Genomic DNA, 20,964 nt, shown 5'->3' on the forward strand with positions numbered 1-20,964 from the left:
GGCTGTGTATACTGGCCGACATTTTAACGCCCTGGAACCTCCTTCGATGGTTGCTAACCTGATTCAATTCGCCACTAACCACTATCTGCTCGTCGGTATCTTCGTCGTACTGCTGGCGCTGCTGATCGCTTATCAGATGCAAGGCGGCGGCCGCAGCCTGAGCACCGGTGAACTGACCGGGCTGGTCAACAAGGATGCGGGCGTTGTGATCGACATCCGTCCGGTCAAGGATTTCGCCGCCGGTCACATTGTGGGCGCGTTGAATATTCCTCACGACAAACTGGCTGCTCGTGTCGCCGAACTGGAAAAGCACAAGGCCAAGACCATCATCCTGGTCGACGCCATGGGCCAGACCGCCGGCACCCATGCCCGCGAACTGATGAAATCCGGCTTCACCGCCGCCAAGCTGTCCGGCGGTATTTCCAGCTGGAAAGGCGACAACCTGCCGCTGGTGAAGTGATATGAGCAACGTCGTCGTCTATTCCAGCGATTACTGCGGTTATTGTTCCCGGGCCAAGCAACTGCTCGAGAACAAAGGCGTGGCCTTCGACGAGATCAAGGTCGATGGCAAGCCGCAGGTGCGGGCCGCCATGGCCCAGAAAGCCGGACGTACGTCCGTGCCGCAGATCTGGATCGGCGAGCGCCACATCGGTGGCTGTGATGATTTGTTTGCCCTTGAGCGCGCCGGCAAGCTCGACGCCATGCTCAAGGCCTGAACACCTTCCCTATAAGACCCCAAGATCAGAAAGGATCTGAGATGACTGACCAACAGAACACTGCAGCTAGCGAAGAAGACACCGCACCGCAATTCTCCTTGCAGCGCATCTACGTACGTGACTTGTCGTTCGAAGCCCCGAAAAGCCCGGCGATCTTCCGCCAGCAGTGGGAACCGAGCGTCGGTCTGGATCTGAACACCCGTCAAAAGGCTCTGGAAGGCGACTTCCATGAAGTCGTGCTGACCTTGTCCGTGACCGTGAAAAACGGCGACGAAGTGGCGTTCATCGCTGAAGTGCAACAGGCCGGGATCTTCCTGATCAAGAACCTGGACGACGCTTCGATGAGCCACACCCTGGGCGCGTTCTGCCCGAACATTCTGTTCCCGTACGCTCGCGAAACCCTGGACAGCCTGGTGACCCGCGGCTCGTTCCCGGCCCTGATGCTGGCTCCGGTGAACTTCGACGCGCTGTACGCACAAGAACTGCAACGCATGCAGGCGGCTGGCGAGACTCCGACCGTTCAATAAGCGGTCTCAAGCAGCAAAGCAATATCAATGTGGGAGCGAGCCTGCTCGCGATAGCGGTGTGTCAGTCGACATTAATGTTGTCTGACACACCGCTATCGCGAGCAGGCTCACTCCCACATTTGTTATGGGGTGTTACTTGAACCCGAGCTGGCGCCAGCCTTCGTAGACGGCGACCGCCACGGTGTTCGACAGGTTCAGGCTGCGGCAGCCTTCACGCATCGGCAAGCGCAGGCGTTGTTCGCCGGGCAGTGCATCGAGCACCTCGGCCGGCAAGCCACGGCTTTCCGGGCCGAACAGGAACGCGTCGCCTTCGGCAAAACTGGCATCGTGGAACGGTCGCGAGCCCTTGGTGGTAAAGGCGAACAGCCGTGGATGACCGAGGCTTTCCAGGCAACTGGCGAGGTCCGCGTGGCGTTGCAGGGTGGCATACTCGTGGTAGTCGAGGCCGGCCCGGCGCAGGCGCTTGTCGTCCATCTCGAAGCCCAGCGGTTCGATCAAATGCAGGTGGCAGCCACTGTTGGCGCACAGCCTGATAACGTTGCCGGTATTCGGCGGAATTTCTGGTTGGAAGAGGATGACGTGAAACATGCACGGCTCCGAAGGTAATGATGGCGGGCATTCTACGCCGCCCGTCGATCCACGTTCGAAACTATTACCGCGCGTAATGGGTTCGCTGGCAATTGTCGGACTGATGGTGGGCCTGATGATCGGTCGCCTGACCACGCCTGACCCCAGTGAATTGCAACAGGTCGAAGTGACGGACGATGGGCTGGTGGTGTGGTTCAACAACGAACCCAAGACCCATGGCGAGTTCGTCGACGGCAGCCTCGCGTTGCTGTTTGAGGCGCAAGGCAAGGCGCAGAAAGGCCAGCTCAAACTCAACGACAAGGTCGTGAACTGGCGGACGCGCTTGAGTGACGGAGGGTTGTTGCTGACGGTAGTGGCGGCCCGGCCACTGCAGGGCGAGTGGACCGGTAGCGAGGTTGATGACCGCTGGCGGCTGGAGATCCATCTCCGGGAGCAATAAAAGAGGGAATCCCCGGCCTGCCTGTACCAAGGTTCCCAAAACGGCAGGGCTCGCGCATCGCGTCGAGCCCGGTGTAAAGAAGGAACCCCTGACCTGCCTGTATCAAGGGCCCCAAAACTGGGGGGCTCGTCGCCTGTGCGGTGTGAGCCCGATGTAAAGAGGGGAATCCCCGGCCTGCCTGTACCAAGGTCCCCGAAACCGGATAGTGAACTGAATCACTGAATGGACTATTGCAGGGGGCGTGCCAGGTTTTAACAAGTTGAAACAGAAAGCTGCTTTGGAAAGCTGGAAGCCCCGGGATTCGGGGCTTTCGTGTTTTTTCGGTAGAGGTTCGAATGCGAAAAATGGCGGGCTTCGAGATCAGTGCTTGTGCGCGATTGCGGTTCACGGTGCATTCAGTCGGTGCACGGAACCCCGAAATGTAGGAGCGAGCCGGCTCGCGAAAGCGGTGGTTCAGCCAGCATCAATGTTGGATGTAATGGCCCCATCGCGAGCAGGCTCGCTCCCACAGGGTTCATTGGTGTTCACTCGATAGTGAAAACACTGAAAATCCACTGTGGGAGCGAGCTTGCTTGCGATTGGATCTAACGGTCAGCGAAGATCTGAAGGCTGCTTAGCCTTCTTCCCCTTCATCATCATCCCCACCATCAACCTTCATCCCCAATTCCTTGATCTTGCGCGTCAGGGTGTTACGCCCCCAGCCCAGCAAAACCGCAGCATCGCGACGACGCCCGGCGGTGTGTTTCAGGGCGGTCTCGATCATGATCCGCTCGAATGCCGGCACGGCGCTGTCGAGCAGGCTCGACTGACCGCGAGCCAATGCCTGATCAGCCCACTGACGCAGCGCTTGCTCCCAGTTGGTCACTGGCGCCGAATCCTGCGGCAGGCTCAGCAGCTCCGGCGGCAGGTCGCTGATGTGCACTTCGCGTCCCGAAGCCATCACCGTGATCCAGCGGCAGGTGTTCTCCAGCTGCCGCACGTTGCCGCCCCACGGCAGGTTCTTCAGGTATTCCTCGGTTTCGCTTTTCAGCAGCTTCGGTTCCACCGCCAGTTCTTGCGCGGCGCGGCTGAGGAAGTGCTTGGCCAGGGTCGGGATGTCTTCGCGACGGTCCGACAGCCGTGGAATGTGGATGCGGATCACGTTGAGGCGATGGAACAAGTCCTCACGGAATTTCCCGGCATGCACCAGGGTTTCCAGATTCTGGTGAGTCGCGGCGATGATGCGCACATCAACCTTCACCGGCGTATGACCGCCGACGCGGTAGAACTCGCCGTCGGCCAGTACGCGCAGCAAGCGGGTCTGAGTGTCCGCCGGCATGTCGCCGATTTCATCGAGGAACAGCGTGCCGCCGTCCGCCTGCTCAAAGCGCCCGCGACGCAGGTTGGCCGCGCCGGTGAATGCGCCTTTCTCATGGCCGAACAGTTCGGATTCCATCAGGTCTTTCGGAATCGCCGCCATGTTCAGAGCAATGAATGGCGACGCTGCCCGCGGACTGTGACGGTGCAGGGCGTGGGCCACCAGTTCTTTGCCGGTACCGGACTCGCCATTGATCAGCACGGTGATGTTGGAGTGGCTCAAGCGCCCGATGGCGCGAAACACTTCCTGCATCGCCGGCGCTTCGCCGATGATTTCCGGGGTGCGGGTCAAGGCGACCGGGACTTCCAGGCCTTGCTGCTCCTGAGCGTGCTGGTTGGCGCGCTTGACCAGCGATACGGCTTCGTCGACGTCGAACGGTTTTGGCAGGTACTCAAACGCGCCGCCCTGATAGGACGCGACAGCGCTGTCCAGATCGGAGTGCGCAGTCATGATGATCACTGGCAGCCGTGGGTGTTGCTCGCGAATCCGCGCCAGAAGGTCCAGACCGCTGGCACCCGGCATGCGGATGTCAGAGATGATCACGTCCGGCTGCTGGCGCGCCAGGCGGCTCATCACGCCATCGGCGCTGTCGAAGCTTTGCGTGGTCATGCCTTCCTGCTGCAAGGCTTTTTCCAGGACCCAACGGATAGAACGGTCGTCATCGACGATCCACACGGTTTCACTACGGCTCATGTCGATGTGGCTCCTTGTTCCAGTGGCAGAAAGATCGAGAAAGTGGTGTGGCCTGGGTGGCTGTCACATTCGATCAAGCCCTGGTGCTGGCTGATGATGTTCTGGGTAATGGCCAGGCCCAGCCCGGTACCGTCCGGGCGGCCGCTGACCATGGGAAAGAAGATGGTTTCTTGCAGGTCCGCGGGAATGCCGGGGCCGTTGTCGATGATTTCGATCTTGGTCACCAGGCGATGACGCACGTGACCGATGGTGAACTGGCGCATGGCACGGGTGCGCAGGCTGATACGGCCCAGACGCAGCTCGTTCTGGCTGCTGATGGCCTGCATCGCGTTGCGTACGATATTCAGCACCGCCTGAATCATTTGTTCGCGATCGATCAACACGTCGGGAATGCTTGGGTCGTAGTCGCGCACCAAAGTGATGCAGCCCTGGCTTTCGGCTTCCACCAGATGACAGACGCGTTCGAGCACTTCGTGAATATTGCACATGGCCAGTGACGGCAATTTGTTGGAGCCGAGCATGCGGTCCACGAGGTTTCGCAGGCGGTCGGCTTCTTCAATGATGACGTTGGTGTAATCGCGCAGGCTTTCTTCCGGCAGTTCGCGAGCGAGCAATTGCGCCGCGCCGCGAATTCCGCCCAATGGATTCTTGATCTCGTGAGCGAGGCCGCGCACCAGCATTTTGCTGGTTTCCTGCTTCGACAGTTGCGCTTCCTCCTTGGTGATCCGCAGCAAGCGGTCACGGGGGTGGACTTCGAGCAGTAGCATGGTGGCGCCGTTGGCCAGGATCGGTGTTACCGCGTAGTCGACGGTCAGCGTCTGGCCGGTGAGGGCGGTGAGCATCGCTTCGCGCTTGGTGAACGGGTGGGCCTGCTCAACCGCCTGGCGCAGGGAATTCAGCGCTTCGGTGGATTCGGTGAACAACTCGCTGATGAACTGCCCATGGCTGCGCTGACCGCTGATGGCCAGGAGCATCTCCGCCGCCGGGTTCATGTACTCGAGGCGCAGTTCGGCGTCGAGCAGAATGGTGGCGGTGGTCAGATTGTCGAGAAGCAGACGATGCAGTGCGTCACTGATGGTCATTAGGACCTCTTTTGGAGCAGGGCATGCGCGTGGATGACGCGCCGATACGAGGAAAATGCAAAAACCAAACCAAGGCTCCGAAAAGAAGCGTTTAAGGCCTGAAACGGGCGTTTGACGCTCGTTCGCGTGGCGTTCTGCCAGCTTTCGCGGGTACTTACGAACCAAAATGGGTTGAGATGTGGGAACGGTGCAGTCTATCGCACCAACATAGTGCGCAAACCTGAACGAGGTTAGAAGAAATGCAGGAACGGATTTTTTTCTTCGGGAGGTTTGTCTTTGAGCGGACATTCCGGCCGTTGACCGTAGTCGGTGAGGGTGCAGGGTTTGACCTTGCGCTTCTGTGCGAGGGATATGCGCAGCATCTGGAAGGGTTGATTCGCTGTGCGTTCGACGGTGCGGCCCTGTTCGTCGAGGATTTCCACGGACAGGTTGTGGCTGCCACGGTCGATGTTGCTCAGGGCAAATACCGGGCTGAGGCCCGGCTCGGCAGTGGGTTGGCCATCGAGCAGCAATCGGTAGCGATGGCCCTTTTGCAGGCCGGGTTCGTTGGTGACACTGACGATCAGCTCGCCGCCATTGCTACGGACCGTAGCGTCCGGTTCCGGGACCAGCACACGGAGCATGTCGTAGTGGAACAAGGGTTTGTCTTCGGTTTTTTGCGTAGCAATTACCGGCGCCGCCCCGGTCGGGTTGGCAGACATGCGATTGCTCGTCGCCAGCGGCACACGCTTGGCGTTGCCCGAGCCTGGCTTGTCGGTGTAGACCCGGTTGCCGTGAGCGTCGACGTAGGTGAAGACCTCGGCCGTCACCGGCAGCGCGATCAGGCAGGCGATCAGCAGCCACAACTTCATGGCTTATGCACCCGTTGCACGGTGAACGTCACCGTCGGGCTCTGCTGAACGAGGTTCTCGCCATTGATCACCTGCACCGCCAGGCTGTGTTCGCCACGGTCAATGTTCACCAGTTGCAGGATCGGCACGTTGCTCGACTGCCCGTAGGGCTGATCATCAAGCAACAACCTGAACAAGTGCGGCGCTTGAAGGCGCGGTTTGATCATGACGCTGACCGTGAATGTGCCGTTGTTGGCGCGCAGGGCTTCGTCGGTGGGCAGGCCGGTCAACTCCAGCATCTCGTAGGCGCTGCGGGGCTGTTCGTTGTTGGTGGCTTCGGCAGGCGGGGCAGGAGGGGGCTGGCGCTCAACGCTGTTAAGCGGTGGCAACTCGACCGGCTGAGCCTTGACGCCGTCGGGCGGTTGATTGCTGTAGGCGGTGTTACCGGAGGCGTCGGTGTACTTATAGATCTGCGCTGCGGCAGGCAGGGCGATCAGCAGCAACATCAAAAGAAAACCACGACCCATAAAATCGACCAGAAAACGAAAGCGTTGGGTTGCAGCATAGGTCAGGGGTGGCGGTTGTCCCAAGTTGTAAACATTTGGGCATGATTACTCCGGATTTCCCAAACGCCGCAAATTCCCCTGTAGGAGCCGGCTTGCTGGCGATGGCGTTCTCAAGGGCGCTATCGCCAGCAAGCCGGCTCCTACAGGGGAAATGTACACCAGCTGGATCGCGGGCATAAAAAAGACCTCCCGAAGGAGGCCTCTTTTTTGTCCCGCCGCTTGCGCAGGCGCTACCGGATCAGCAGCTGTAGTACAGCTCATATTCCAGTGGGTGTACGAAGGTGCGTACCTTGATTTCTTCTTCGCTTTTCAGAGCGATGTAAGCGTCGATGAAGTCATCGGAGAACACGCCGCCTTTGGTCAGGAACGCACGACCTTTGTCCAGCTCTTCCAGGGCTTCTTTCAGGCTGCCGCAAACTTGTGGGATCTCTTTCGCCTCTTCAGGCGGCAGGTCATACAGGTTTTTGTCAGCTGCGTCGCCAGGGTGGATCTTGTTCTGTATACCGTCCAGGCCAGCCATTACCAGGGCAGCGAAGGCCAGGTACGGGTTGGCTGCCGGATCCGGGAAGCGGGCTTCGATACGGCGAGCGCGAGGGCTGGACACGTAAGGAATACGGATCGAAGCGGAACGGTTGCGAGCCGAGTAGGCCAGCATTACCGGAGCTTCGAAACCTGGGACCAGACGCTTGTAGGAGTTGGTCGACGGGTTGGTGAAGCCGTTCAGTGCCTTGCCGTGCTTGATGATGCCGCCGATGAAGTACAGGGCGGTGTCGGACAGGCCGGCATAGCCTTCGCCAGCGAAGGTGTTCTTGCCATCTTTGGCGATGGACAAGTGAACGTGCATACCCGAACCGTTATCGCCGTACAGAGGCTTAGGCATGAAGGTAGCGGTGCGGCCGTAAGCGACAGCAACGTTGTGCACGCAGTACTTCAGGGTTTGAACTTCGTCAGCCTTGGCGACCAGGGTGTTGAACTTCACACCGATTTCGTTCTGGCCGGCAGTTGCCACTTCGTGGTGGTGAACTTCGATCACCAGACCCATTTCTTCCATGGCGTTGCACATGGAGGTACGGATTTCGTGGTCGTGGTCGAACGGTGGAACCGGGAAGTAACCGCCTTTGATACCTGGACGGTGGCCATGGTTGCCGCTTTCGATGTCCTGGTCGGACATCCAGGAACCCTGTTCGGAGAAGATTTTGAACATCGAACCGGAGATGTCGGACTTGAACTTCACTTGATCGAAGATGAAGAACTCAGGCTCCGGGCCAACGAATACGGTGTCGCCGATACCGGTCGACTTCAGGTATTCCTCGGCACGCTTGGCGATCGCACGTGGGTCGCGATCGTAGCCTTGCATGGTCGACGGCTCGATCACGTCGCAGACGATGATCAGCGTTGGGTCTTCGGTGAACGGGTCGAGAACGGCAGTGCTGTCGTCCGGCAGCAGGATCATGTCGGAGGCTTCGATGCCTTTCCAGCCAGCGATGGAGGAACCGTCGAACATTTTGCCTTCTTCGAAGAAAGCTTCATCCAGCGCGTCGCGAGCCGGCATGGTCACGTGGTGCTGAGTGCCTTTGGTGTCCGTGAAGCGCAGATCAATCCACTTGACGTCATGATCTTTGATGAGTTGAACCGACTTCGACATAGTGTCCTCCGGGTGGCTTCGGGCTTAGTAGTGGATGCCCTTAGAATGTGGGTGATGCCGGCGCGAATACTCTGCCAAGGCAACCTGCCTCACAAGGGAGCAAATTGCATGCCAGTGCCCCAGCATGGGTTTTTTGCCCCAATATCACGCTTATAAAGGCACGAAGCGTCAGCGAGCTGAAAATCTCGCCCTACAATGTAGCGTTAAAATCAATAAATGACCCGTTTTGGTGCGCGCAAAACCTTCTGCACATTAACTGGTTAAACCTTGAGCAATTTCCGCTATAATCCGCGCCCCCCTTTTTCGGCTGGCCCAGCGCGCGCTGTTTTCATGAAACTAATCGTAAAAGTCTTCCCCGAGATCACCATCAAGAGCCGCCCGGTACGGATGCGTTTCATCCGCCAGTTGGCCAAAAACATCCGTACCGTGCTCCGCGACCTGGACCCGGCTGTGGTGGTGAACGGTGTGTGGGACAATCTCGAGCTGGAAACACGCGTCAGCGAGCCCAAAGCCCTGAAGGAGATGACCGAGCGCCTGAGTTGCATGCCGGGCATCGCGCATTTCCTGCAAGTCGACGAATACCCGCTGGGCGACTTCGATGACATCGTCGCCAAGTGCAAGCAGCACTTCGGTGATGCGTTGGCCGGGAAGATCTTTTCGGTGCGCTGCAAGCGGGCCGGCAAGCATGAATTCAGTTCGATGGACGTCGAAAAATACGTCGGCAGCCAACTGCGTCGTCAGTGCGGCGCCGCCGGAATCTCGCTGAAAGAGCCGGAAATCGAAGTCCGCATCGAAATTCGCGACAAACGGTTGTTCGTGATCCATAACCAGCACAACAGCATCGGCGGATATCCGCTGGGTGCCCTGGAACAGACGCTTGTGCTGATGTCTGGCGGTTTCGATTCGACCGTTGCGTCTTATCAGATCATGCGCCGCGGCCTGATGAGCCATTTCTGCTTCTTCAATCTGGGCGGACGGGCCCATGAACTGGGCGTCATGGAAGTCGCGCACTTCATCTGGAAGAAGTACGGCAGCTCCCAACGCGTGTTATTTGTGAGCGTACCGTTCGAGGAAGTACTGGGAGAAATTCTCGGGAAAGTCGATAACAGTCATATGGGTGTAGTTTTGAAGCGTATGATGTTGCGCGCTGCTTCCCGTATTGCCGATCGGCTGGACATCGATGCGCTGGTTACCGGCGAGGCGATTTCCCAGGTGTCGAGCCAGACACTGCCGAACCTGTCCGTGATCGACTGCGTGACCGACAAGCTGGTCTTGCGTCCGCTGATCGCCAGTCACAAGCAGGACATCATCGACCTGGCCAACGAAATCGGTACTGCCGACTTCGCCAAGCACATGCCGGAATACTGCGGGGTCATCTCGGTGAACCCCAAGACTCACGCCAAGCGACCGCGCGTGGAGTACGAAGAACAACAGTTCGACATGGCAGTACTTGAGCGTGCGCTCGAGAACGCCAAGCTGGTGCCGATCGATCGCGTGATCGACGAATTGGGCCAGGATGTGCAGATTGAAGAAGTCAGCGAAGCGCTGGCCGGTCAGATCGTCATCGACATCCGTCATCCGGATGCCGCTGAAGACGACCCGCTGGACTTGGCTGGCATCGACATACAAACGATGCCGTTTTATGCATTGAACGCTCGTTTCAAGGAACTGGACCCTACTCGCCAGTACCTGCTGTATTGCGACAAAGGCGTGATGAGTCGCCTGCATGCCCACCATTTGCTCAGTGAGGGGCATGCCAATGTGCGCGTTTATCGACCGAGCTAAGAGCCCGGGGCTGTTTGCCTGTGGCCTGCGTCACCGGCCCCCCGACTCTGCCGTCAAGCTGTAACGGCAAGGCCTGACTCTACTGTTAATCGCTGCCACGACCTGTCAGCACACCGAATCCTCTGATCGAGATACACAAGTGATCGAAAATCTACGCAACATCGCCATCATTGCTCACGTTGACCATGGTAAGACCACCCTGGTAGACAAACTCTTGCGTCAATCCGGCACCCTGGAGCGCAACGAGCTCAACGACGAGCGCGTGATGGACTCCAACGACCAGGAGAAAGAGCGCGGTATTACCATTCTGGCGAAAAACACCGCCATCAACTGGAACGGCTTCCACATCAACATCGTGGACACCCCGGGCCACGCCGACTTCGGCGGCGAAGTTGAACGCGTAATGTCGATGGTTGACTCCGTTCTGCTGCTGGTTGACGCTCAAGACGGCCCTATGCCGCAAACCCGTTTCGTGACCAAGAAGGCTTTCGAAGCCGGCCTGCGTCCAATCGTGGTGATCAACAAGGTTGACCGTCCAGGCGCGCGTCCGGACTGGGTTCTGGACCAGATCTTCGACCTGTTCGACAACCTCGGTGCTACCGAAGAACAGCTGGACTTCAAAGTCGTCTACGCCTCGGCCCTGAACGGCATTGCCGGTCTGGAACACACCGACATGGCTGAAGACATGACCCCGCTGTACCAGTCGATCGTCGACAACGTACCTGCGCCGAAAGTCGACCGTGAAGGTCCGTTCCAGATGCAAATCTCCGCTCTGGACTACAACAGCTTCCTGGGTGTTATCGGCGTTGGCCGTATCGCTCGTGGCCGCATCAAGCCGAACACTCCGGTTGTCGCTATCGACGCCGACGGCAAGAAGCGTACCGGTCGTATCCTGAAGCTGATGGGTCACCACGGTCTGCACCGTATCGACGTTGAAGAAGCAGCTGCCGGCGACATCGTCTGCATCAGCGGCTTCGACCAGCTGTTCATCTCCGACACTCTGTGCGACCCACTGAACGTCGAAGCGATGAAGCCGCTGACCGTTGACGAGCCAACCGTTTCCATGACCTTCCAGGTAAACGACTCGCCTTTCTGCGGTAAAGAAGGCAAGTTCGTGACGTCCCGTAACATCAAGGAACGTCTGGACAAAGAACTGCTCTACAACGTTGCCCTGCGCGTTGAAGAAGGCGACACCGCCGACAAGTTCAAAGTCTCCGGCCGTGGTGAGCTGCACCTCTCGGTACTGATCGAAACCATGCGTCGCGAAGGCTTCGAAATGGGTGTTGGTCGTCCGGAAGTGATCATCCGTATGGTTGACGGCGTGAAGCACGAACCGTACGAAAACGTGACCATCGACCTGCCGGAAGAATCGCAAGGTTCGATCATGGAACAGATCGGTATCCGTAAGGGCGACCTGACCAACATGGTTCCGGATGGCAAGGGCCGTGTGCGCCTTGAGTACAACATCCCGGCTCGTGGCTTGATCGGTTTCCGTAACGAGTTCCTGACCCTGACCTCCGGTGCAGGCATCCTGACCTCGATCTTCGACCGTTACGACGTGATGAAGTCCGGCGACATGTCCGGCCGTCAGAACGGCGTGCTGGTTTCGGTTGCTACCGGTAAGGCTCTGACTTACTCGCTGGAAACCCTGCAAGCTCGCGGCAAACTGTTCCTGGGTCACGGTGAAGACGTGTACGAAGGTCAAATCGTCGGCATCAACAGCCGCGACAACGACCTGGGCGTCAACCCAACCAAAGGCAAGAAGCTCGACAACATGCGTGCTTCGGGTAAAGACGAAACCATCGCTCTGGTTCCGCCTATCCGCTTCACCCTGGAGCAGGCTCTGGAATTCGTTCAAGAAGACGAATTGTGCGAAGTCACTCCTAAGTCCATCCGTCTTCGTAAGAAGATCTTGGGCGAAAGCGAGCGTACCCGCGCTGCCAAGAAAGCCGGTAACTGAGTCTCGACTTAGTTAGCCGCTAAAAAAACGCCCCCGACCGCAAGGTCGGGGGCGTTTTTGTTTGTCTGGGGTTTGTGCGTTGTTTGTGCTGGCCTCATCGCGAGCAGGCTCGCTCCCACAGTGAATTGTGGTGTGCACAAAATTTGTGTTCAGCGCCGAACCCTGTGGGAGCGAGCCTGCTCGCGATGGGGTCCGGTCAGGCAGCGAGATTCCGGATCAGAACTTCTCGAGGGTGCGGCGGCTTTCACTGGTCTCACGCGCCACTTCTTTAGGCTTGTAAGCGCAATACCCCGGCCGTGGCCCGATTTTCGGGTGATTGCGGCAGGTGTCCGGGCGCTTTTCATAAATAGTGCACAGACGGCTCTTACGATCCAGGTACAGGCAATCGTTGTTGCTCATGCGCTGGAGGGTGAAAATCTCGGTTTTCTGGCTGTAGCGCTCAACGATCCCTTCCTTCTGCAGGCGCTTGGCAATGTTTTTCGCCGGCTCGCCGCGCTCGAACTCGTCGACGATGCCGATACGGATCAGATCCTTGATCTTGACCTCGACCGGCAGGGTGCAGCAGCTGGATACACATGAGCCGCACATCGGCGCAGAATACTTGGCCCAGGTATCGAGGCGATCGATCTCTGCAGCAGCGATCAGGTTGGACTTCATCATCGGTTGTTACCAGCGTGTGCATCAGGGCGCGCGATCATACCGGGACTGGTGGATTTTTGAACAACCTTTCGCCAGATTTTTTCTCCGTCACCCAAATAACACCGTTAATCCGGCACGGCCCCTGCATTGATTCAGGTACACGACAATGTAATGCCGGCCTATCTCGCACTATCAGGAAAAACTGCCGAACCAGAGCCCCGACCGCCTGTCAGACCGTCTAGGCTCAGACAACTCAACGCTCGCTCGAGGTCCTATCGATGACTCAAGAACCACTTGTTCGCGAAGCAGAGGTGGCCGCATTTCGCGATGCCGTCTTGACCAAACTCACCTACGCGGTGGGCAAAGACCCGGATCACGCCTTCGACCATGACTGGTTCGAAGCCATCGCCCTGGCAGCGCGCGATCACATGGTCGAGCACTGGATGGATCACACCCGGCAGATTTACCGCAAAGGTCAGAAACGGGTTTATTACCTCTCCCTGGAATTTCTCATCGGCCGGCTGCTCTACGACAGCCTGAGCAACCTCGGCCTGCTCGACGTCGCCCGCGAAGCGCTGACTGAACTCGGCGTCGACCTGGAACGCATCCGCCTGCTGGAGCCCGACGCGGCCCTGGGCAACGGCGGCCTCGGTCGTCTGGCAGCGTGCTTCATGGAAAGCATGTCGACCCTCGGCATCGCTGGCCACGGCTACGGCATTCGTTATGAACACGGCTTGTTCCGTCAGGCCATCGTCGACGGCTGGCAGCAGGAGCAGACCGAACACTGGCTGGATTTCGGCAACCCGTGGGAATTTGAACGACCTGAAGTCGTTTACCCGATCGGCTTCGGTGGCAGTGTCGAAACCGTGACCGATGAAGCCGGCAAGTCCAAGCAAGTCTGGTCCCCGGCGGAAACCGTGCGGGCCATTGCTTACGACACGCCGGTGGTCGGCTGGCGCGGGGCGAGCGTCAATACGCTGCGCCTGTGGCGTGCCCGTGCCATGGAAGATTTGCACCTGGAACGCTTCAACGCCGGTGACCACTTGGGCGCTGTGGCCGAAGTCGCCCGGGCGGAAAGTATCTCCCGCGTCCTCTACCCGGCGGACAGCACCGAGGCCGGCCAGGAACTGCGCCTGCGCCAGGAATACTTCTTTGTTGCCGCGTCCTTGCAGGACCTGCTGCGCCGCCATCGCAACATGCACACCTCGGTCCTGACCCTGGGTGACCATGCGGCGATCCAGCTCAACGATACGCACCCTTCGATTGCCGTGGCCGAGCTGATGCGGCAATTGGTCGACGTCTACGACGTGGCGTGGGACGCCGCGTGGCAAGTCACGGTCGATACGCTCTCGTACACCAACCACACGCTGTTGCCCGAAGCGCTGGAAACCTGGCCGGTCGGATTGATGGAGCGGATGTTGCCGCGGCACATGCAGATCATTTACCTGATCAACGCTCAGCACATCGACTCGCTGCGCGCCAAAGGCATTCACGACTTCGACGTGTTGCGCGCGGTGTCGCTGATCGAAGAAGACAACGGCCGCCGTGTGCGCATGGGCAACCTCGCGTTCCTCGGTTCCCACAGCGTCAACGGCGTGTCCGGGCTGCACACGCAGCTGATGCGCAAAACCGTATTCTCCGAACTGCACAAGCTTTACCCGGAGCGGATCAACAACAAGACCAACGGCATCACCTTCCGCCGCTGGCTCTACCAGGCCAACCCTGAACTGACATCGATGATGGTCGATGCCCTCGGCCCGGATCTGTTGGACAACGCAGAAGAACGCCTGCTGGAACTGGAGCCCTTCGCCGAGAAAAGCGCTTTCCGCAAAGCCTTCGCCGAGCAGCGTCTGCACAGCAAAAAAGCCTTGGCCTACCTGATTCATGAACGACTGGGGATCGCGGTCAATCCCGCGGCGATGTTCGACGTGCAGGTCAAACGGATCCACGAATACAAACGCCAGTTGCTCAACCTGATGCACACCGTGGCGCTGTACCAGGCGATTCGTGCCGAGCCGGAAATCGATTGGGTGCCGCGGGTGAAGATCTTCGCCGGCAAGGCCGCAGCCAGTTATCACCAGGCCAAGTTGATCATCAAGTTGACCAACGACATCGCCCGGGTGGTGAACAACGACCCGACGGTGCGCGGTCTGCTCAAAGTGGTGTTCCTGCCCAACTACAACGTCAGCCTGGCGGAGAGCATCATTCCGGCGGCGGATTTGTCCGAGCAGATTTCCACCGCAGGCTTCGAGGCCTCGGGCACCAGCAACATGAAGTTCGGCCTCAACGGCGCGTTGACCATCGGCACCCTGGACGGTGCCAACGTCGAAATGTGTGAACGCATCGGTGTCGAGCACATGTTCATCTTCGGCCTCAGCGCTCAGCAGGTTGAAGCGCGCAAGCAGAACCATGAGTTCAACGCGACACCGGACATTGCCGCATCCCATCGGCTTAACGACGTGCTGCAAGCGATTCGCGGCGGGGTGTTCTCGCCGGATGATCCGTCCCGTTACGCAGGCTTGATCGACTCGCTGATCGACTACGACCGCTTTCTGGTCTGCGCCGATTTCGATTCCTACTGGGACGCGCAGATGCGCGTGGAAGCCCATTGGCACGATTCTCAAGCCTGGTGGCGCTCGGCGGTGTTGAGCACATCCCGGATGGGATGGTTCTCGTCCGACCGGACCATTCGCGAGTACGCCACGGATATTTGGAAGGCTTTGGAGTAATTTTTAGCAATAATTGCGAGCAAGGCCCGACGGTTGTTGGGCCTGATCGATATACTAAGCCCCAGTTTCAGTGAGTGCTGCACCAACGCTTTCGCGGGCAAGCCTCGCTCCTACAGAACTTATGCAAGTCGCAAAAGCGGCACATAACCTGTAGGAGCGAGGCTTGCCCGCGAAGGCGTCAGCGCAGACGCCACAAGGCAATGGGCCGCTTAGGGATATCGACCATGCAATGGATGTTCATGCTGATTGGGCTGGTGCTGGGCTTCATACTCGATGAGTCGTTCAGCGATGCGCTGTTGGGCGCGTTGCTCGGGCTGGGAATCGGCCAGGCCATTCGCCTCGGCCGTCTGGATTCAGAAGCGGTCGAGCAGCGTCATCTGCTGGAACAGGCGCAGATTGCGCTGAGTGGGGTGCAGCAACGCCTGGCATTGCTGGAGGCGTCTGGCGTCACAACGCCGCAAATCAGCGAACCGATTGCCAGCGAAACTGCCCCGTCTCCTGAATTCACCCTCGATGAAATTCCTGTCGAAGCCCCGGAGATGATCTGGGAGCTTCCACCCGAACTCGAACCGCTAAGCGCAACGGCAGCGCAAACCAGCCGTCCGCTGCCCGACGATGTCTGGAAACCCGAGCCGGTCGTCCGCGAACCGCAACAACCCGCGATCCCTCGCGGCCCGAATTTCATCGAGCGGGCCATCAGTGGTGCGCGCAACTGGCTGTTCGGTGGCAACACCGTGCTGCGGGTCGGCGTGGTGCTGTTGTTCCTCGGTCTGGCGTTCCTGCTGCGTTATGCCACCGAAGGCATGGTGGTGCCGATCGAACTGCGTTACGCCGGGGTTGCGGCGGCTGCGTTGGGCCTGCTCGGTCTGGGCTGGTGGCTCAGAACACGCAACAGCAATTACGCGCTGATGCTGCAAGGCACCGGGATTGCCGTGTTGTACCTGACGGTGTTTGCCGCGATGCGCTTGCATCCATTGCTCGATCCGTCAGCAGCGCTGGGCCTGCTGGTCGCGGTGACGGTGTTCTCGGCGATTCTCGCGATCACTCAGGATGCGTTGGGCCTGGCCGCTGCCGCTGCACTCGGCGGTTTCGCCGCGCCCATCCTGACCTCGACCGGCGCCGGCAACCACGTCGCGCTGTTCAGCTACTTCGCGTTGCTCAACGCCGGCATCCTCGCCATCGCCTGGTTCAAGGCCTGGCGACTGCTGAACCTGATCGGTTTCGTCGGCACCTTCGGCATCGGTTTCGCCTGGGGCCTGCGCTCCTACACGCCGGAATTGCTGTGGAGTACCGAGCCGTTCCTGATTCTGTTCTTCCTGATGTACCTGGCCATCGGCCTGCTGTTCGCCCGGCGCAAGCTGCTGGAGATGAGCGACGCACCCGAGGACGACAGCCGTGAGGCGCTGCTGCGCTGGTCGGCGCGCAAGGGTGATTACGTCGACGGCACGATGCTGTTCGGCCCGCCGCTGGTGGGCTTCGGATTGCAGTTCGCGCTGGTTCAGCATCTGGAGTTCGCCGCGGCGTTCAGTGCCTTGGCGTTGGGCATGATCTACATGGGACTCGCCCGGTTGCTGATGGGCGGCCGTGCATTGCTGCTCGCGGAAACCTGCCTGGCGCTGGGCGTGATCTTCGCCAGCCTCGCGATTCCGCTGGGGCTCGACGCTCGCTGGACGGCTGCCGCTTGGGCCGTCGAAGGCGCCGGCATCTTCTGGCTCGGCCTGCGTCAGCAACGACCGCTGGCTCGCGCGTTTGCCTTGCTGCTGCAACTGGGCTCGGCCCTGGCGTTTGTCAGCGAATTGCGGATCGGCGACGGCAGCTTGCTCGACGGCGCTCCACTGGGCGCATTGATGCTCGGCGCAGCGTTGTTGTTCAGCTTCTATCAATTGCGCAAAGCCTTGCCCGAACAAACATCGGAATGGGAACGCAAAGGGCTGCCGGTATTGGCTTGCCTCGGCCTGACCTTCCTCTATCTGCTGGCGCCGTTGTTCTTCCTGACCCACGGCACCGCGATCAGTTGGGCACTGGCGGGGTTGGCGACGTTGTTTGTCGGTTTGCGTCTGCAATCGCGCACGTTCCTGTTCACCGCGTTCGCTGTGCAATTGCTCGGCGGTGCGTTGTTCCTGCTGCGGTTGCAAAGCTCCGGCGGTGAATCGGCTGCCGTGTTCAGCGCTGGCTGGCGCGGTTTGCTCAGCGCGTCCCTGATCGGCCTGGCGTTGATCGCCGGCATGTTGCTCGCGGCTCGCGATGAGATGGTGCGCAACGACGTTCGAATGCTGCGCGGCTTGTCGGTGGTGTTGCTGGCCGGTCTGGTGCTGATCAATCTGGCGGTGCTGTTCGTGTTGCCATGGCAGACCGCGAGTGCGGTGTGGGCGGCCAGTGGCCTGTTCATCATTTGGCTCAGTCTGTACCTCAAGCAGCGCGTGAGTTTTGTCTTCGGCCTGCTGTTGCAGTTGATTGGCGGCGCGGCGTTCCTGTTCGCCGGTCCGGACCTGCTCGGGCCGCTGGCCAGCGAAGGTTTGAAACCTCTGGCCCACAGTGGCTTCTGGACACCGTTGGTGTTAGGCCTGGCCGCGATGGTCGGGGCGTGGCGCTTGCAGCTCGGCAACCATGCCTCGGCATTCGATGTGCTGAGCTTGCAGCGTTTGTCCGAAGTGTTGCTGGTGTGGGGCGCAGGTTGGTGGGCGCTGGCGTGGATCAGCGAAGTGCTGCGCTTTGCACCGCTGAATCTGCAAGCGACCTTGCTGCTGGCTGTTTCCTCCGTGAGCGTGGCGCTGTGGACGGTGTTGGCGCTGCGTTTGAAATGGTCGGCGCTGGGCTTGCTGTGCACCTTGCTGATTCCCGCTGCCGGTCTGGTACTGCTTGCTGCGTGGCACTCGCGTTATCACCCGGCGGCCAACTTCGGCTGGCTGGTGTGGGCGGCGGTTTTCGTTGTGCACTTCGTCTCCCTGCGACGCTTGGCGTCGATGTTGCCGGCGCGTGTCCTGAGCACTGCCCATGTGCTCGGCTGCTGGCTGTTGATCGGCGTGCTGGCGCTGGAGCTGCGTTACGGTTTGCTGCTGTTGTCCGAGCAGTACAACGCCTGGCGCTGGCTGGGTTGGGCAATCCTGCCGAGTGTTTATCTGGTGCTGATGGCGGCGCCGCGCAATTGGCCATGGCCAGTGGCGGCTTATCCCCGCGAATACCGCTTCTACGTGGCGGCTTCGTTGGCAGTGCTGATGCTCGGCTGGTTCTGGCTGGCGAACCTCGTCAGCGATGGCACGGCCGAACCTCTGCCGTATGTGCCGCTGATCAATCCGTTGGAGCTGGGCCTGCTGTTTGCGCTGTTCGGCGTTTACGTTTGGTCCCGCAGCGCCGTCACGCAACTGTCGATTCGCAAAGACTACGTGGATCACGCCACGCAACTGATCGCCGGCGTTTCGCTGTTCGCCTTCTTCACCGCGTTGGTGATGCGCACCGCGCACCATTGGGGCGGTGTGCCGTTCGAGCTGGATGCGTTGCTTGAGTCGATGCTGGTGCAGGCTGGCCTGTCCATCGTCTGGACGTTGATGGCGCTGAGTCTGATGATCGGCGGCCATCTGCGTCATCGCCGCGAAGTGTGGCTGATCGGCGCCGCGCTGATCGGCGTGGTGGTGGCCAAATTGTTCTTTGTCGAATTGAGTAACCGCGGCGGCCTTGCGCGGATCGTGTCGTTTATCGGCGTCGGCGTGTTGCTGCTGGTGGTGGGCTATTTCGCGCCGCTGCCGCCCAAGCGTGCCGAAGCTGCGCCGGATGTTGAAACGCCGGCCCCTGAAACCGAAGGAGTGTCGTCTTGAGTCAGAAGCTGAACCTGGGCTGGTTGGGCGCTGTTGCGCTGGGTGTGGCGCTGTCCGCCAGCGCTCAGGAAAAACCGGCGGATTTCGCCACGCAAGTGCCGTTGTCGCTGAGCGGCGAGGGACCTTGGTATCGCCTCGAATTGCCCCTGAGCGTGCAACTGAATGCGCGGCAAACGGATCTCAGTGATGTCCGGGTCTTCAACGCTGCCGGCGAGGCCCAGGCCTACGCGCTGGCTCGTGAAGCCGCGTCAACCCGGGAAAATCGCACGTTGACTGATGTGAAATGGTTCCCGCTGTACAGCTCGGCGGACGCCACGGAGCGCGCGCCGGGCATTCGCGTGCAATCCAGCGCGAACGGCGCGTTGGTCGAAGTGCAACCGTCCACTCAGTTGGAGGCGGGCGAAGAAGTGCTGCGAGGCTGGTTGCTCGACGCCAGCGGCATCAAGGCGCCGTTGCAGCAGCTGATCCTCGACTGGACCAGCGAGCGCGATGGTTTTCAGCGTTTCACCATCGAGGCCAGCGACGACTTGCAGCATTGGCAGTCGTGGGGCGAAGGCCAGGTGGCGCGGCTGACGTTTGCCGACGAGCGGGTCGAGCAGCACGAAGTTGGCTTGCCGGGGCAATCGGCGCGTTACCTGCGCTTGCTGTGGAATTCGCCGCAATCGGCGCCGGCGCTAACGTCTGCGCAGTTGCAAAGCGCAAGCACCCGCAGCCTGCCGCTGCCGTTGGTCTGGTCGCAACCGCTGGCCGGCAGTAGCGTGAAGGCGGGGGAGTACACGTGGCAGTTGCCGATGGGGCTGAATGTCGAGCGGGTTCAGGTTGAGCTGAGTCAGGCCAACAGCCTGGCGCCAGTGACGTTGTCCGGTCGTCGCGAAAGCAGTCTGCCATGGCAGCCGCTGACCAGCGGTTTGCTCTATCGCCTGACCCAGAGTGGCCAGGACGTGGTGCAAAACGAATTGCAGCTGTCGGGGCAGACCGTGCAGCAGTTGAAACTTGTCGTGGATGAGCGCGGCGGTGGGTTGGGCGCTGAAGCGCCGACGGTGAAGTTTGCGGTGCGCTCGACGCAATTGGTGTTCCTGGCGCGCGGGGCGGGGCCTTATACGCTGGCGCTGGGGAGTGCGACGGTGAAGGCGGCGAACCTGTCGTTGTCGACGCTGATTCCGGATTACAGCGCGGCGAAGTGGGCGGCGTTGGGCAAGGCTTCGGTGGAAGGTGCGGCGGTGGTGAGCAGCCCATCCGCGGGGACAGCGGCAGCGACGACGGACACGAACTGGAAGAAGTTCGGGTTGTGGGCTGTGTTGTTGCTGAGTGTGCTGTTTCTCGCAGCGATGGCCTTCAGTTTGCTGCGCAAGCCCCCGGTAAAACCTTGAAGGCGGGTGCTTCGCACCCGATCGCCAGCAGGCTGGCTCCCACAGTTAATCGCATTCCCCTGTGGGAGCCAGCCTGCTGGCGAATTCGGTTTATCGGTCGGTAAAAATGTCCGTTTCGAACTACGCTAAACCCGGCGCATGAACTCTATTGGGCGTATCACGTCTGATAGGAGGAAATGCGCCTCGACTCGCGTTAAACTGCGCGGGTTTTTAGCCCCCAATTCCA

16 protein-coding genes are annotated in these 20,964 nt (G+C 59.9%); 9 read left to right on the forward strand and 7 right to left on the reverse strand.

Going from position 1 to position 20,964, the window contains the following annotated elements; all coding sequences use genetic code 11:
* Positions 1 to 46 precede the first annotated feature (46 nt).
* The 3 genes from ACA070_RS01570 to secB are packed head-to-tail and all read left to right on the forward strand — an operon-like array spanning position 47 to position 1,243.
* On the forward strand, positions 47 to 460 hold the full coding sequence (locus ACA070_RS01570) for a rhodanese-like domain-containing protein (protein ID WP_497449773.1): 414 nt from the start codon (positions 47 to 49) through the stop codon (positions 458 to 460).
* A gap of 1 nt (position 461) precedes the next feature.
* Positions 462 to 716, forward strand: coding sequence for a glutaredoxin 3 (grxC, locus tag ACA070_RS01575; RefSeq protein WP_497449774.1), 255 nt, complete (start codon positions 462 to 464; stop codon positions 714 to 716).
* Positions 717 to 757: 41 nt separating this feature from the next.
* On the forward strand, positions 758 to 1,243 hold the full coding sequence (gene secB, locus ACA070_RS01580) for a protein-export chaperone SecB (protein ID WP_131061261.1): 486 nt from the start codon (positions 758 to 760) through the stop codon (positions 1,241 to 1,243).
* Positions 1,244 to 1,375: 132 nt separating this feature from the next.
* Here the strand turns inward: secB and ACA070_RS01585 are convergent, their stop codons facing one another.
* On the reverse strand, positions 1,376 to 1,831 hold the full coding sequence (locus ACA070_RS01585; protein ID WP_007949025.1) for a tRNA (cytidine(34)-2'-O)-methyltransferase: 456 nt from the start codon (positions 1,829 to 1,831) through the stop codon (positions 1,376 to 1,378).
* On the opposite strand from ACA070_RS01585, the gene ACA070_RS01590 reads away from it, so the two are divergent.
* Complete coding sequence (locus tag ACA070_RS01590; protein ID WP_462028963.1) at positions 1,830 to 2,270, forward strand: hypothetical protein; 441 nt, start codon at positions 1,830 to 1,832, stop codon at positions 2,268 to 2,270. The genes ACA070_RS01585 and ACA070_RS01590 overlap by 2 nt on opposite strands.
* A 613-nt stretch (positions 2,271 to 2,883) precedes the next feature.
* On the opposite strand, the gene ntrC is transcribed toward ACA070_RS01590, so the two are convergent.
* From ntrC to glnA, 5 genes are all read right to left on the reverse strand, one after another.
* Complete coding sequence (gene ntrC, locus ACA070_RS01595) at positions 2,884 to 4,320, reverse strand: nitrogen regulation protein NR(I) (RefSeq protein WP_010464563.1); 1,437 nt, start codon at positions 4,318 to 4,320, stop codon at positions 2,884 to 2,886.
* Positions 4,317 to 5,402: a nitrogen regulation protein NR(II) gene (glnL, locus tag ACA070_RS01600; RefSeq protein WP_109627482.1), complete on the reverse strand. Its 1,086-nt coding sequence runs from the start codon at positions 5,400 to 5,402 to the stop codon at positions 4,317 to 4,319. The genes ntrC and glnL overlap by 4 nt, the downstream gene beginning before the upstream one ends.
* 230 nt (positions 5,403 to 5,632) lie before the next feature.
* Positions 5,633 to 6,253, reverse strand: coding sequence for a DUF4124 domain-containing protein (locus ACA070_RS01605; RefSeq protein ID WP_497449775.1), 621 nt, complete (start codon positions 6,251 to 6,253; stop codon positions 5,633 to 5,635).
* Positions 6,250 to 6,759, reverse strand: a complete 510-nt coding sequence (locus ACA070_RS01610; protein WP_497449776.1) for a DUF4124 domain-containing protein — start codon at positions 6,757 to 6,759, stop codon at positions 6,250 to 6,252. The genes ACA070_RS01605 and ACA070_RS01610 overlap by 4 nt, the downstream gene beginning before the upstream one ends.
* 277 nt (positions 6,760 to 7,036) lie before the next feature.
* Positions 7,037 to 8,443 (reverse strand): glutamate--ammonia ligase, encoded by a 1,407-nt coding sequence (gene glnA, locus ACA070_RS01615; protein WP_438658868.1) that lies wholly within the window; start codon positions 8,441 to 8,443, stop codon positions 7,037 to 7,039.
* 330 nt (positions 8,444 to 8,773) lie between these two features.
* Between glnA and thiI the strand changes: the two genes are divergently transcribed.
* Entirely contained in the window at positions 8,774 to 10,228 is a 1,455-nt protein-coding gene (thiI, locus tag ACA070_RS01620; RefSeq protein ID WP_497449777.1) for a tRNA uracil 4-sulfurtransferase ThiI, read from the forward strand.
* A 139-nt stretch (positions 10,229 to 10,367) separates the two neighbouring features.
* Positions 10,368 to 12,188, forward strand: coding sequence for a translational GTPase TypA (gene typA, locus ACA070_RS01625; RefSeq protein WP_123402594.1), 1,821 nt, complete (start codon positions 10,368 to 10,370; stop codon positions 12,186 to 12,188).
* Between the two features lie 216 nt (positions 12,189 to 12,404).
* Here typA and ACA070_RS01630 read toward each other — a convergent pair whose 3' ends face one another.
* Complete coding sequence (locus ACA070_RS01630; protein WP_131061316.1) at positions 12,405 to 12,845, reverse strand: YkgJ family cysteine cluster protein; 441 nt, start codon at positions 12,843 to 12,845, stop codon at positions 12,405 to 12,407.
* Positions 12,846 to 13,105: 260 nt separating this feature from the next.
* Between ACA070_RS01630 and ACA070_RS01635 the strand changes: the two genes are divergently transcribed.
* The 3 genes from ACA070_RS01635 (at position 13,106) to ACA070_RS01645 (ending at position 20,738) form a co-directional block, all read left to right on the forward strand.
* A complete protein-coding gene (locus ACA070_RS01635) occupies positions 13,106 to 15,556 on the forward strand; it encodes a glycogen/starch/alpha-glucan phosphorylase (protein ID WP_497449778.1) in 2,451 nt (816 codons plus the stop codon).
* Positions 15,557 to 15,780: 224 nt separating this feature from the next.
* Positions 15,781 to 19,368: a DUF2339 domain-containing protein gene (locus ACA070_RS01640; RefSeq protein WP_497449779.1), complete on the forward strand. Its 3,588-nt coding sequence runs from the start codon at positions 15,781 to 15,783 to the stop codon at positions 19,366 to 19,368.
* Positions 19,365 to 20,738: a DUF3999 domain-containing protein gene (locus ACA070_RS01645; RefSeq protein WP_497449780.1), complete on the forward strand. Its 1,374-nt coding sequence runs from the start codon at positions 19,365 to 19,367 to the stop codon at positions 20,736 to 20,738. Before ACA070_RS01640 ends, ACA070_RS01645 begins: the two co-directional genes overlap by 4 nt.
* Positions 20,739 to 20,964: the final 226 nt, after the last annotated feature.

It is taken from the genome of Pseudomonas sp. LBUM1678 (genome assembly GCF_059695575.1).

Bases quoted from the DNA above. Each gene is read 5' to 3' on its own strand.
- ACA070_RS01630 (WP_131061316.1), bottom strand. From the start codon at position 12,845: ATGAAGTCCAACCTGATCGCTGCTGCAGAGATCGATCGCCTCGATACC.
- ntrC (WP_010464563.1), bottom strand. From the start codon at position 4,320: ATGAGCCGTAGTGAAACCGTGTGGATCGTCGATGACGACCGTTCTATC.
- ACA070_RS01610 (WP_497449776.1), bottom strand. From the start codon at position 6,759: ATGGGTCGTGGTTTTCTTTTGATGTTGCTGCTGATCGCCCTGCCTGCC.
- ACA070_RS01640 (WP_497449779.1), top strand. From the start codon at position 15,781: ATGCAATGGATGTTCATGCTGATTGGGCTGGTGCTGGGCTTCATACTC.
- ACA070_RS01605 (WP_497449775.1), bottom strand. From the start codon at position 6,253: ATGAAGTTGTGGCTGCTGATCGCCTGCCTGATCGCGCTGCCGGTGACG.
- grxC (WP_497449774.1), top strand. From the start codon at position 462: ATGAGCAACGTCGTCGTCTATTCCAGCGATTACTGCGGTTATTGTTCC.
- secB (WP_131061261.1), top strand. From the start codon at position 758: ATGACTGACCAACAGAACACTGCAGCTAGCGAAGAAGACACCGCACCG.
- ACA070_RS01570 (WP_497449773.1), top strand. From the start codon at position 47: ATGGTTGCTAACCTGATTCAATTCGCCACTAACCACTATCTGCTCGTC.
- glnL (WP_109627482.1), bottom strand. From the start codon at position 5,402: ATGACCATCAGTGACGCACTGCATCGTCTGCTTCTCGACAATCTGACC.
- ACA070_RS01590 (WP_462028963.1), top strand. From the start codon at position 1,830: ATGCACGGCTCCGAAGGTAATGATGGCGGGCATTCTACGCCGCCCGTC.
- ACA070_RS01585 (WP_007949025.1), bottom strand. From the start codon at position 1,831: ATGTTTCACGTCATCCTCTTCCAACCAGAAATTCCGCCGAATACCGGC.
- ACA070_RS01635 (WP_497449778.1), top strand. From the start codon at position 13,106: ATGACTCAAGAACCACTTGTTCGCGAAGCAGAGGTGGCCGCATTTCGC.
- glnA (WP_438658868.1), bottom strand. From the start codon at position 8,443: ATGTCGAAGTCGGTTCAACTCATCAAAGATCATGACGTCAAGTGGATT.
- thiI (WP_497449777.1), top strand. From the start codon at position 8,774: ATGAAACTAATCGTAAAAGTCTTCCCCGAGATCACCATCAAGAGCCGC.